At 71.7% G+C, this 13988-nt stretch carries 4 protein-coding genes; all 4 read left to right on the plus strand.

Annotated elements, in window-relative coordinates; genetic code table 11:
• Window positions 1-22: 22 nt before the first annotated feature.
• The 4 genes from AC1DSC_RS09505 to AC1DSC_RS09520 are packed head-to-tail and all read left to right on the plus strand — an operon-like array spanning window position 23 to window position 13973.
• On the plus strand, window positions 23-7387 hold the full coding sequence (locus AC1DSC_RS09505; RefSeq protein ID WP_436287856.1) for an amino acid adenylation domain-containing protein: 7365 nt from the start codon (window positions 23-25) through the stop codon (window positions 7385-7387).
• Window positions 7384-12390 carry a non-ribosomal peptide synthetase gene (locus AC1DSC_RS09510; protein ID WP_012748283.1) on the plus strand — a complete coding sequence of 1669 codons (5007 nt, stop codon included), beginning with the start codon at window positions 7384-7386 and terminating at the stop codon, window positions 12388-12390. The genes AC1DSC_RS09505 and AC1DSC_RS09510 overlap by 4 nt, the downstream gene beginning before the upstream one ends.
• A gap of 6 nt (window positions 12391-12396) precedes the next feature.
• Window positions 12397-13158, plus strand: coding sequence for a 4'-phosphopantetheinyl transferase family protein (locus AC1DSC_RS09515; RefSeq protein WP_012748284.1), 762 nt, complete (start codon window positions 12397-12399; stop codon window positions 13156-13158).
• Window positions 13155-13973, plus strand: coding sequence for a serine aminopeptidase domain-containing protein (locus tag AC1DSC_RS09520; protein WP_012748285.1), 819 nt, complete (start codon window positions 13155-13157; stop codon window positions 13971-13973). Before AC1DSC_RS09515 ends, AC1DSC_RS09520 begins: the two co-directional genes overlap by 4 nt.
• The last annotated feature ends 15 nt before the right edge of the window (window positions 13974-13988 follow it).

Here is a 13988-nt window from a genome sequence, read left to right on the forward strand (position 1 = left end):
CATTCTTTCTTCCGTTTTTTCTATGAAAATTCAAATAGCCGATCCGGCGCCATCCGCGCCCCCCCGACTTTCATTGGATGATCTGTTCGTTTCGCGCCTCAATTCGGACAGGCCGGACGAACGGATCCAGGACTCGGTGGCGCTCGGGGAGCAGGGCACGCTGCGCTGGACGCAATGGCTCGACGCCACCGGCCAGCTGCCCGACGCCCCCTTTGCGGCGGCGTGGCTCCTGCTCCAGGCGCGCTGGCTCGGCGAACAGCAGCCGGATCCGTCCGAATCGGCCCGCACCTGGCTGGCCTCGCTCGACCAGGAACGGCGCCAGACGGCTACCGCGGGCTCGGCAGGCTCGCCGGAGCCATCGCCGAAAGTTCTCTGGCTGGGCTGCGACCCCGGCGTCGACGGCGTCCAGGCCCCCCTCCTCCTCTGGCTGAGCACCACCGCATCGGGCGCGCCGCGCCTTCACGCCAGTGCCGCAGCAAGCCTGCTGGACGCGGCATCGGTGCAGCAGCTGCTGGCAGCCATTGCCGACACCGCCGCCGATCTGCTCGAGCGGCCCGAATGCCCGCTCCGCGAGATCCGCACCCTGCCCGCCGCCGACCGCGCGCGCCAGCTCGCCGACTGGAACACGCCCCCCGCTCCCCTTGACCCGAGCCTCACCGTGGTGGGCCTGTTCGCGCGCCAGGCCGCGGCCGCGCCCGATGCCATGGCGCTCGCGCAAGGCGATGCGCAGATGAGCTACGGCGAACTGGAGCGCCAGTCCGGCCAGCTCGCGCAGCGCCTGCAGCACCTGGGCGTGCGTGCGGGCGACAACGTGGGGCTGGTGCTCGACAGGTCGATCGAGGCCGTGGTGGCGCAGCTGGGCGTGCTCAAGGCCGGCGCGGCCTATGTGCCGGTGCCGACGGATTTCCCGCCCGAGCGCATCGCCTTCATGCTCGAGCAGGCGAACGCGCAGCAGGTGGTCAGCACCTCGGCGCTGCGCCACCTGGTGCCCGCCTCCCGTGCGCTGCTGCTGCTCGACGAAGCCGAGGACACCGAACCCGCGCCCTGGAGCGCTCCCGCCATCGACGGCGAATCGGTGGCCTACGTGATGTACACCTCGGGCTCCACGGGCACGCCCAAGGGCATCGAGATCTGCCACCGCGCGATCCTGCGGCTGGTCGTCGGCATCGACTATGCGCAGCTGGCGCCGGGCCGCAGCGTGCTGCACGCCGCGCCGCTGGGCTTCGATGCCGCCACCTTCGAGATCTGGGGCCCGCTGCTCAACGGCGGCTGCTGCGTGGTGCATGGCGAGCGCGTGCCCACGGGCGCGGGCCTGGCCGGCACCATTGCGCGCCACCAGGTGCACACCGCCTGGCTCACGGCGGCGCTGTTCAACGCGGTGATCGACGACGACCCGGCGCATCTTTCGGGCCTGCGGCATCTCATCACCGGCGGCGAAGCGCTGTCGGTGCCGCACGTGCGGCGCGCGCTGGCCGCGCTGCCGGCGCTTGCGCTCAGCAACGGCTACGGGCCGACCGAATGCACCACCTTCGCGGCCACCCACCGCATTCCGGCGGCGCTGCCCGCCGACCTGCGCTCAGTGCCGCTCGGCCGGCCGATCAAGGACACCGTGCTGCGCGTGCTGAGCCCTTCGATGGACCTGCTGCCTAGCGGCCTGGTGGGCGAGCTGTGCATCGGTGGCCATGGGCTCGCGCGCGGCTACCTGCGGCAGCCGCAATTGACCGAAGAGCGCTTCGTGCCCGATCCGTTCGGCGCGCCGGGCGATCGCCTCTACCGCACCGGCGACCTGGCGCGCTGGCTGCCCGACGGCACCATCGAATTCATCGGCCGGCGCGACGGCCAGGTCAAGATCCACGGCCACCGCATCGAGACCGGCGAGGTCGAGGCGGCCATCCTCTCGCACCTCGCGATCCAGGCCTGCGCCGTCGATGCGCGGCCCGACGCCGATGGGCAGCTGCGCCTGGTGGCCTACCTCGTCGCACGCTCGCACAAGCTCTCGTGGGATGCGCTGCGCACGCACCTGGCCGCGCGCCTGCCCGCGGCGCTGCTGCCCTCCGCGCAGGTCTGGCTCGCGCAGCTGCCGGTCACGCCCAACGGCAAGCTCGACCGCCGCGCGCTGCCCGAACCGGCGGCCGAGCGGCCCGATCTGGCGCAGCCCTTCGAGGAAGCGCGCAGCGCCGCCGAGCAGCGCGTGTGCGAAGCCTTCGCCCGCGCGCTGCACATCGAGAAGGTCGGGCGCAACGACAACTTCTTCGACCTGGGCGGCGATTCGCTGCGCGTGCTGCAGGTGCTGGCCGAACTGCAGCAGGACAGCGCGCAGCCGCTGTCGACCAACCTGTTCTTCCGCCATCCGACGCCGAGCGCCATCGCGGCCGAGCTGGAGACGGCCGCCGCCGGCGATGCGGCGCCCGCAGCCGCCGCCGCGCCGCGCACAGTGCACGAGCAACAGCAACAGCAGCCCGCCGAGCCCGACGCCCACATGTCGGATGCGATTGCGCTGATCGCCACCGCGGGGCGCTTTCCGGGTGCGGCCGATGTCGAGCAGTTCTGGGAGAACCTCGTTGCCGGCCGCGACACCATCAGCTTCTTCGACGACGACACGCTCGATGCCGGCGTGAGCGACGCGCTGCGCAAGGACCCGGCCTACGTGCGGGCCCGCGGCGTGATCGAGGGCATCGAGAACTTCGACGCCGCCTTCTTCGGCATCGGCCCGAAGGACGCCGCGCTGATGGACCCGCAGCAGCGCGTGTTCCTGGAGATCTGCTGGGAATGCCTGGAGCGCGCGGGCTACGTGCCCGATGCCGCGCCGGGCCCGGTCGGCGTGTATGCCGGCATGTACAACGCCAGCTACTTCCAGCGCCACGTCGCCACGCGGCCCGACCTCATCGAAGCGGTGGGCGAGTTCCAGGTGATGCTGGCCAACGAGAAGGACTACATCACCACGCGCGTGGCCAACCGGCTCAACCTGACGGGGCCGGCGGTGAGCATCCATACCGCCTGCTCGACCTCGCTGGTGGCGGTGGCCCATGCCTTCCACGCACTGCGCACCGGCCAGTGCTACATGGCGCTGGCCGGCGGGGCCTCCGTCACCTGCCCGCCGCGCAGCGGCTACCTGTACCAGGAAGGCTCGATGCTCTCGCCCGACGGGCACACGCGCAGCTTCGACGCGCAGGCCCAGGGCACGGTCTTCAGCGACGGCGCCGCGGTGGTGCTGCTCAAGCGCCTGGCCGACGCGCAGGCCGACGGCGACACCATCTATGCGGTGCTGCGCAGCGCCTGCGTCAACAACGACGGCGGCACCAAGGCCAGCTTCACCGCGCCCAGCGTGGACGGGCAGGCCGCCGTGATCCGCGCGGCGCTGGCGGCAGCCAACGTGGACGCGCGCAGCATCTCCTACGTGGAGGCGCACGGCACCGCCACGCCGATGGGCGACCCGGTCGAGGTCGAGGCACTGACCTGCGCCTATGCCGAGCACACCGGCGCGCTGGGCTACTGCACGCTCGGCTCGCTCAAGAGCAACGTGGGCCACATGGTGACGGCCGCGGGGGCCGCCGGCCTCATCAAGGCCGCGCTCTCGCTGCACCACGAGGCGATTCCGCCGACCGCGCACTTCAGCGCACCCAACCCGGCGATCGACTTCGCGCGCACGCCCTTCTACGTGAGCGGCAGCCTGCAAGCCTGGCCGCGCACCGGCCAGCCGCGGCGCGCCGGCGTCAGCGCCTTCGGCGTGGGCGGCACCAACGCGCACATCATCCTCGAGGAAGCGCCCGCGCGGCCTGCCACGGCCAGCGCCGCGGGGCCGCAGGTGCTGCCGATCTCGGCCCGCTCGGAGGCCGCGCTGGCGGTGGCCACGGAACAGCTGGCCGCACACCTCGACGCGACGCCCGGCGTGCCGCTGGCCGATGTGGCGTACACGCTGAGCGTCGGCCGCAAGGCGCATGCCTTCCGCCGCGCGGTGGTGGCCGGCGATGCGGCGCAGGCCGTGGCCGCGCTGCGCGCGGGCGACAGCCCGTGGCGCGCCAGCGGCCGCGTCGATGCGCGCGCGCCGCAGCCGGTGCTGATGTTCCCGGGCCAGGGCGCGCAGTACACCGGCATGGGCAAGATCCTGCACGCCAACGATCCGGTGTTCGCAGCCGCCTTCGACACCTGCCTGAAGGCCTTCGGCAGCGCGGTGGACTTCGACCTGCGCGAGCGCATGTTCGGCGACGATCCGCAGGCGCTGCTGCCCACCGCCGTCACGCAGCCCGCGATCTTCGCCATCGAGTACGCGCTGGCGCGCCGGCTGCTCTCGCTGGGCGTGCGGCCGCATGCGCTGATCGGCCACAGCGTGGGCGAGTTCGTGGCCGCGGTGATCGCCGGCGTGATGCGGCTGGAAGACGCGGCCCGGCTGGTGGCCCGCCGCGGCGCGCTCATGCAGGCGCAGCCCGCGGGCGCGATGCTGTCGGTGCGCCTGGGCGCGGCCGAACTCTCGGCCCGGCTCGGGCCGCTGCTCTCGCTGGCCGCGGACAACGGACCCACGGCCTGCGTGGTGGCCGGCCCGTTCGACGCGATCGAAACGCTGCGCGCCTCGCTGCAGGAAGAAGACATCGCGAGCCGCCAGCTGCAGACCTCGCACGCCTTCCATTCCTCGATGATGGATGGCGCCGTCGCGCCCTTCGAGGCACTGGTCGGCGAAGTGGCGCTGCATGCGCCCACGGTGCCGATCTTCTCGACGCTCACGGGCCGCCTGCTCGAAGAGGCCGAGGCCACCAGCCCCGCCTACTGGGCCCGCCACCTGCGCAGCACCGTGCAGTTCTCGCCCGCCGTGCGCAGCGCCATGGCGCAGGCGGTGCGCCCGCTCTTCATCGAGGTGGGGCCCCGCAACACGCTGGCCACGCTGGTGCGCCAGCACGGCGCGGCCGAAGTGATGCCGCTGCTGCACGGCGAGCCCGCCGACGAGGCCCGCACGCTGCGCCTGGCGCTGGCCCGCCTCTGGACCTGCGGCGCGGACGTGGAGCTGTCGCGCCTTTCCGTTCGCACCGGCGCACAGCGCGTGCGCCTGCCCACCTACCCCTTCGAACGCAAGCGTTTCTGGGTCGACATCGCAGCGGCCGCGGCGAGCCCGGCCATCCCCTCGCCGGTTTTGCCGCCGGCCCAGCTGCCCGTTGCCCCATCCACGCCCGCGCTCTCCGTTCCACCCACCTTCTTGGAGCCGACCGTGACAGCTGCAGTGCCCCCGCCACTTCCCTCTTCTCCCGCGTCCCCCGCCCTTGCTGCGCCCACCGAATCCATGGACACGCGGCTGCGCTCCCTGTTCGAGGACATCTCCGGCATCGACATGATGCAGGCCGAGGGACATGCCGCCTTCGGCGAGCTGGGCCTGGATTCGCTCACGCTGACGCAGGTCGCCACGCAGATCAAGAAGCGCTTCAAGGTGAACCTGAGCTTTCGCCAGCTGATGGAGAACTACCGCAGCTTCGACACCCTGTCCGCCTTCCTGCGCGAGAGCCTGCCGCCCGAGCCCGTGGTTGCGGCTGTATCCGCACCTGCATCCGCTGCTGCGGTGCCGCTGGCGATGGCCGCGCCGGTGCAGGCAGCGGCCGCGCAGCCGCCGGCCGCGTTCCTCCCCGGGGTGACCGTGCCGGCCGCGGGCGGCGACATCGGCAGCGGGCCGATCGTCCAGCTGGTGGCGCAGCAGATGGAACTGATGCGGCGCCAGCTCGCGCTGCTGTCGGGCGCGGCCATCGAGACGCTGCCCGTTGCGTCCGCCATGCCGGCTGCCGCCGCAAGCACCGCGGCCGTGGCGGCGCAGCCCGCCGCCGACGAACCCGCCCCGGCCAGGGAGCCGCAGCGCTACGACGTCACCAAGGCCTTCGGCGCGATCGCGCGCATCCACACCCAACGCACCGCCGAGCCGAGCGGCCGGCAGAAGGCGCGGCTGGCGGCCTTCATGCGGCGCTATGTGGAACGCACGCAAAAGAGCAAGCAGTTCACCCAGGCCAACCGCCCGCACATGGCCGACCCGCGCGTGGTCAACGGCTTCCGGCCGCTGACCAAGGAGATCACCTACCAGATCGTGATCGAGCGCTCCAAGGGCTCCAGGCTCTGGGACCTGGACGGCAACGAATACGTCGATGCGCTCAACGGCTTCGGCATGAACATGTTCGGCTGGCAGCCCGATTTCGTGCAGGAAGCGGTGCGCAAGCAGCTCGACGCGGGCTACGAGATCGGCCCGCAGCATCCGCTGGCGGCCGAGGTCACCGCCCTCATCTGCGAGCTCACGGGCTGCGATCGCGCCGCCCTGTGCAACACCGGCTCCGAAGCCGTGATGGCCGCGCTGCGCATTGCGCGCACGGTCACCGGGCGCAGCACCGTGGTGGTGTTCACCGGCTCCTACCACGGCACCTTCGACGAGGTGCTGGTGCGCGCCGGCAAGGGCGGCAAGGGCTTGTCTGCGGCTCCGGGCGTGATGAGCGGCATGTTCGGCGACATCCGCGTGCTGGACTACGGCACGGCGGAGGCGCTGGCCTTCATCCGCGAGAACGCGGACGACCTGGCCGCGGTGCTGGCCGAGCCGGTGCAAAGCCGCCGGCCCGACTTCCAGCCGCGCGAGTTCCTGCAGGAGGTGCGCACCATCACCGAGAAGAGCGGCACCTGCTTCATCTTCGACGAGGTCATCACGGGCTTTCGCGTCGGCCTGGGCGGCGCGCAGGAACTGTTCGGCGTGCGCGCCGACCTCGCCACCTACGGCAAGGTGATCGGCGGCGGTTTTCCGGTGGGCGTGATCGCCGGCAAGCGGGCCTTCATGGACGCGCTCGACGGCGGCGCCTGGCAGTACGGCGACGACTCGATCCCGGGCGTGGGCGTGACCTACTTTGCCGGCACCTTCGTGCGGCACCCGCTCGCGCTGGCCGCGGCCAAGGCCTCGCTCACGCACCTGAAGGAAGCCGGCCCCTCGCTGCAGGCCGGCCTCACGGGCAGCACCGCCGCCATGGCCGACGAGCTCACGGCCTGGTGCGCCGAGGTGGGCGCGCCGATCGCGATCCGCCAGTTCGCCTCGCTCTGGCGCGTGAGCTGGCTCGAGGAGCATCCGCTGCAGGACCTGCTGTTCGCCATGATGCGCAGCCGCGGCGTGCACATCCTGGACAACTTCCCCTGCTTCCTCACTAGCGCGCACAGCGCCGAGGACATCGCCACCATCCAGCGCGTCTTCAAGGAGTCGGTGGCCGAGATGCAGGAATCGGGCTTCCTGCCGCGCCGCGCGACGGTGATCACGGGTTTCGACTACCGCAAGCGCTGCGAAGAAGACGGCTCCGTCCTCGCCCGCGACGTCGACGGCCAGCCCTTCTGGTACGTGCCCGACGCCGCGAGCCCCACCTCCCTCATCAATGGAAAGGCCGCAGCATGAACGCCGTTCTCCGCCCCGCCGCCACCGGCGGCCTCATCGAATGCGTCATACCGACAACCGAGTCGCAGCGCGAGATCTGGCTCGGCGCGTCGATGAGCACCGACGCCTCGCTGGCCTACAACGAATCGGTGCTGCTGCGCCTGCGCGGGCCGCTGGACACCGGCGCCATGGCGCGTGCCGTGGCGCAGCTGGTCGAACGGCACCAGGCGCTGCGCGCCACCATCTCGCCGGACGGCAGCTGCATGCTGGTCAGCCGGCCCGGCGAAGGCATGCTGGAGCAGCAGGACCTGAGCGGCCTCCTGCCCGAGGCCCGGGCGCTGGCGCTGAAGGCCGCGCATGACGACGCGGTCTGCACGCCCTTCGCGCTGGAGCACGGCCCGCTGTTCCGCGCGGTGCTCTTGCGGCTCGGCGATGCCGAGCATGAGCTCGTGATGTCGGCCCACCACGTGGTGTGCGACGGCTGGTCCTGGATGGTCATCAGCGAGCAGCTCGGCCATCTCTACGCCGAGCAGGCCGGCAGCGGGCAGCCGCTGAAGCCCGCGCCCAGCTATGCGGAATTCGCCGCCGAGGAAGCCGCCGAGGCTGCCCATCCCGACATGCAGCCGCACGTGGACTACTGGCTGGAGCGCTTCGCGGGCGGCACCCTGCCGGTGCTCGACCTGCCGGTGGACCATCCGCGGCCCGCCGTGCGCACCTTCCATTCGCGGCGCACCGAACGCCTGCTCGACCGCCGCCTCGTGAGCAGCCTGCGCTCCATGAGCGCGAAGACCGGCGCCAGCCTGTTCGCGGGCCTGTTCAGCGGCTTTGTCGCCACGCTGCACCGGCTCACGGGGCAGGACGACATCGTGGTGGGCATTCCCGCGTCGGGCCAGGTCGCGCGCGACATGCCCGGCCTGGTGGGCCACTGCGTGAACCTGCTGCCGCTGCGCGTGGCGGTCCATGCCCAGCTTCGCTTCGATGCCCTGCTGAGCGAATGCAGCACCACGGTGCTCGACGCCTTCGAGCACCAGGCTCTCACCTATGGCGCCTTGCTGGGCAAGCTGTCGCTGCAGCGCGACCCGAGCCGGCTGCCGCTGGTGAGCGTGGCGTTCAACGTCGACCCCGACGTGGCGAGCAGCGCGCAGACCTTCCCGGGCCTCGAAGTCGCGCAGGACACGATCGCGCGCCAGTACGAGAACTTCGAACTCTTCCTGAACCTGCGTCCGCTCGACGGCGGGCTGCAGATCGAGACGCAGTACAACACCGACCTGTTCGACGAGGCCACGGTGCAGCGCTGGCTCGACATCTTCGAATGCGTGCTGCGCTCGGCCGTGCGCAACCCCGGCGAGACGGTCGGCCGGCTCGAGGTGCTGTCGCCCGAGGCCGCGCAGGAACTGATCGCGCTGCAGCCGCCGCGCACGCCGCTGGAGGGCGCGCCGCATGCGCTGGCCCGCTTCCTGGCGCGCGTGCCGCTGCAGCCCGAGCGCCCCGCGGTGCGCGACGGTGCGCGGGTCTGCAGCTATGCCGAGCTCGATGCCGAGTCCAACCGCCTGGCGCGGGCGCTGCGCGCACGCGGCGTGCGCCGCGGCGAGCGCGTGGGGCTGTGCCTGGAACGCAGCATCGAGATGGTCACCGCGCTGGTGGCGGTGCTCAAGGCGGGCGCCGCCTACGTGCCGCTCGACCCCGGGTTTCCGCAGGCACGGCTGGAGCACTACGCCAAGGACGCCGGGCTCTGCCTGCTGCTGACTTCGTCGGACATCGCGGTGGCGCCGCGCAACTGGCGCGCCGACGCGGCCGAGCGGGTGTTCGAGATCGACCGCCACAGCGCCTGGCAGCAGGAAAGCGGCGAGCCGCTGCCGCCGAGCGGCGATGATGCCGGCCCCGACGACGGCGCCTACGTGATCTACACCTCGGGCTCCACCGGCCTGCCCAAGGGCGTGTGCGCGCGGCACCACTCGGTGGTGGTCCTGCTCCAGTGGATGCAGCGCAAATCGGCCCTGAGCCCGAACGACCGGATCGCCGCGGTGACCACCCTGTCCTTCGACATGGCGGTGCCGGAGCTGCTGCTGCCGCTGTCGGGCGGCTCCGAGATCGTGATGGTGCAGCGCGAGGTGGCCATGGACGGCAACCGCCTGTGCCGGCTGCTCAAGGAAGAGCGCATCACCTTCCTGCAGGCCACGCCCGGCATGTGGCAGCTGCTGCTCGATGCCCAGTGGCCCGGCGCGCCCGGCTTCCGCGGCTGGACTGGCGGCGAGCCGCTGCGGCCCAGCATGGCGTTCGCGCTGTGCGAGCGCATGGACGAGTTCTGGAATGGCTACGGACCGACCGAGACCACCGTGTATTCCACGGCCTGGCTGGTGCGGCCGGACATCGTCGCCTCGCGCGGCGTGTCGATCGGCCACCCCGTCGACAACACCGAGATCTGGATCCTCGACGGCGACCTGCAGCCCTGCCCGATCGGCGTTCCGGGCGAGATCTGCATCGCGGGCGACGGCCTGGCGCTGGGCTACATCGACCGCCCCGAACTCACGGCCGAGCGCTTCGTGGCCGCGCGCATCTTCGGCAGCGCCAAGACGGTGTACCGCACCGGCGACCGCGGCCGCTGGCGCAACGACGGGCTCATCGAGCACCTGGGCCGGCTCGACTTCCAGCTCAAGGTGCGCGGCTACCGCATCGAGCCCGGCGAGATCGAGGCGCGCTGCTGCGAGGTGGCCGGCGTCTCGCGCTGCGTGGTGGTGGCGCGCGAAGACAGCCCCGGCGATGTCCGGCTGGTGGCCTACCTGGCGCTGACGCCCGGCGTCGACTTCGAGCTGGACGTGCTGATGGCGCACCTGCGCGAGAGCCTGCCGGCCTTCATGCTGCCGCAGCACGTGGTGGCGCTGGACGCGCTGCCCACGCTGCCCAACGGCAAGGTCGACCGGGTCTCGCTGCCCGCGCCGCAGGCGGTGTCGCGCGACGAGGCACGGCGCGGCGCCGGCCCGCGCACCGAATGCGAACGCAAGGTGCTCGCCACCATGGAAAAGGTGCTGAGCCTGCCGGGCCTGGACATGCGCGACGACTTCTTCACGATGGGCGGGCATTCGCTTTTGGCCTCGCGCCTGACCACGCTCCTGAGCCGCGAGTTCCAGATCACGCTGCCGCTGCGCTCGCTGTTCGAAGCGCCCACGGCCGAGAAGCTGGCCGCCGTGGTCGAGGGCCTGCAGCGCGTGGGCGCCGGCGCGCAGGCGCCGCTGCCCTGCCGCATCGACCGCAAGACGGCGCCGCTCACGCCCGCGCAGGAGCGCATCCGCTTCATGGAAGACCTGCACCCGGACCGCTCGGTCTACAACGCGCCCGCGGCGCAGCGCCTGACCGGCGTCTTCGATGCCGAGCGCTTCGAGGCCGCGTTCAAGGAAATCATCCGCCGCCAGCCCGCCATGCGCACCCGCATGGGGACCGATCCGCACACCGGCCAGCCGGTCCAGCTGATCGCGGAAGCGGTGGATTTCTCGCTGCCCTTCGTCGACCTGCGCGGCCTGCCGGCCGACCAGCGCGAGGCCGAGCTGGCCGAACGCATGCAGGAGCTCGCCGACCGGCCGATCGACATCCACCGCGCGCCGATGCTGCATGCGGCGGTGTTCCAGCTCGACGTGCACGAGCATGTGTTCGTCTTCGTGCCGCACCACCTGATCTGGGATGGCTGGTCCTTCGACCTGCTGCAGCGCGAACTCTCCGCCATCTACGACGCGGCGGAGCGCGGCCGGCCGCACGGGCTGGCGCCCATCGCCACCACGCAGGGCGACTATGCCGAGTGGCTGGCCCACTGGATGAAGGAGCCCTCGTTCCAGGACCAGCTCGACTTCTGGCTCAAGCGCTTTGCGAGCGCGCCGATGCCGCGCCAGCCCAACACCGACATGCCGCGGCGCGCCGGCAAGAGCGGCCAGGGCGGCGCCCACTGGATCCGCGTCGACCTGGCCACCACGCAGCAGCTGCGCAAGGTGGCGCGCGACATGGACGTGACGCTCAGCATGCTGACCTTCGGCGTGTATGCGTTTGCCATGAGCAGCATCATCGGCTCTGAGACCATCGTCATCGCCAACCCGGTGCGCGGCCGCCAGCAGCCCGAGACGGAAGACGTGATCGGCTTCTTCAACAACGTGCTGCCGGTGTCGCTGCAGGTCGGCCTGCAGCAGCCGCTCGCGGAGTTCATGCGCTACGTGAAGCGCGAGCTGCTCTCGCTCATGAACTACCAGCAGGTGCCGTTCGAGCGCCTCATGGCGGAGCCCGCGCTGGCCGCGCGCATCCGCGCGGTCGGGCCCTACCAGGCGATGTTCTCGTTCCAGGATGCGCGCGACCGTGCGCGCCGGCTCGGCAGCCTGCAGACGCGGCAGCTGCACCTGATGCAGCGCGGCGCCACCGACGACATCGGCGTGTGGCTGATGGACAAGCCGCACGGGCTGGAAGGCGCGCTGATCTACAACGCCGACATCTACCTGCGCGAGACCGGGGCGCAACTGCGCGACCGCTATCTCGAGCTGCTGCAGAAAGTGGCTGAACGTCCCGAGGCCTCGCTGGCCGAGCTCGCGAGCGAAGAAGGCTCCGCGAGCGCCGCCTACCTGCGCAGGCTCGCGGCCGTCGATCCGCTCAGGGCCGCGGCGCCGGTGGATGCGCCGGCCGGTGCCGCGGCCGCGGAGGAAGGCAGCATCCTGATCCCCGAGCACGCGCGGCTCGCGCAGATCTGGGCCTCGGTGATCGGGATCGACGTCAACGACATCCGCTCGAGCGACAACTTCTTCGACCTCGGCGGAGATTCGCTGCTGGTGCTGCGCGCGATCCAGCAGGCCGAGAAGACGCTGGGCTACCGCGTGCAGCCGCGCCGCTACCTGTTCGAGAACCTCGGGCAGATCGCCTCGTCCGCGCAGCAGGCCGCGGAGGACGCGGAGCTCTCGGATCTCGGAAAACTGCCGCTCGGCAACCTGAAGGGCACGGCGCGCAGCGACGGCCTGCTGAGCCGCGCCTTCGGCAACTGGCTGCGCAAGGAGTGATTCATCATGGTCTCCGCAGCTTTCTCCCTGACTTCCGTCGATGCGCCGGTCTGCCGGTATCTCGAACTGGACGGCGAACCCGGCCCCGAGGCCGAGCGGCTCCTCTCCGACGAGGAACTGGAGCGCGCCGCGCAGTTCCGGTTCGCGGCCGACCGGCAGCGCTTCGTGGCCGCGCATGCCGCGCTGCGCTGCGCGCTGGCTGCGCAGACGGGCGAACGCCCCGAGGCGCTGCGCTTCACCCGCAGCGCATTCGGTAAGCCTTCGCTGTCGGGCTGGCCGCGGCTGCGGTTCTCGCTGAGCCACAGCCTGGGGCTGGGACTGCTCGCCATCGGCGAGCGCGGTCCGCTGGGGGCCGACGTCGAGCTGCTGCGGCCGATTCCCGACGCGCTCGCGCTGGCCGCGCAGCATTTCACGGACAGCGAGAGCGAGGCGCTGCTGGCCCTGCCCGCCGCCGAGCGCGAGCATGCCTTCCTGACCTGCTGGACGCGCAAGGAAGCCTGCCTCAAGGCCATCGGCCTCGGGCTGATCGTGCCGACCGAGCGCTTCGAGGTGGGGCTGGAGCCGGACTGCCGGAGCGTGGAAGTGCCCGTGGCCGGCCGCATCCTGTGGCTCGTGCTGCAGCCCGCGCCGCCGCGCGTGGACAGCGTGGGAGCGATTGCGGAATGGCGGCAGACGCACGTGCGCGCCAGCGTGCCGAGTTTCGCGGCGCAGACCTGCACCCGCTCCCGCTCGGCGGAAAGGCGCGCAGCGCAAAGGGTGCCGCAATGAACGCACACCCCTTCATGTTCGGACCGGCGTCGCGCCAGATCTTCGGTGTGTTCCATGCCGCCGGCGACGGACGGCACGGCAGTACCGCGGTGCTCGTGTGCCCGCCCTTCGGCCAGGAGGGCCTGCGGACCCACCGCTTCTTCAAGGTGCTGGCCGAGCGCCTCGCGCGCTCGGGCATTGCCACGCTGCGCTTCGACTTCCACGGCGCGGGCGACTCGCCCGGCGATGAAAGCGAAGGCGAGCTCGACGGCTGGCGCCGGGACCTGTGCTCGGCCCACGAGGAGCTGCGCCGCAGGGCCCCGGGAAGCCGCATCGTCTGGGTCGGCGCGCGGCTGGGCGCCACCCTGGCCGTGCTGGCGGCGCGCAACGGGCGCTGCGACCCGGCGCGGCTCGTGCTGTGGGAGCCGGTGATCGACGGCCGGCGCTATGCGCGCCACCTGCGCGAGCAGCATGTGGCGGCCATCGACACGACCTTCTGCATTCCGGACCTGGTCTGGCGCCGCAACCTTGCGCAGGACCCCGACGCGCTGCCCGAAGAAGCGTTGGGCACCGTGCTGTCGCCCGCGCTGCGCACGCAGCTCGGTGCGCTGGCGCCCGAATCGCTGCCGCTCACGGCCCTGCACGACACGCTGGTGCTGACCTCGCCCGACGACCAGCACACCGCGCAGTGGGCGGCCGAGCAGCAGTCGCGCCACATGCCGGTGCGGCTCGCCTACTTCCAGCACCGGCTCGACTGGACCGCCGATCCCTATCCCAACAGCGCCATGGTTCCGGCCGACGCGCTCAACCGCCTGCAGGGGGCCCTCCATGAATGACATGACGCAATGCCC

The sequence above is a fragment of the Variovorax sp. 01N425 genome (assembly GCF_056399465.1).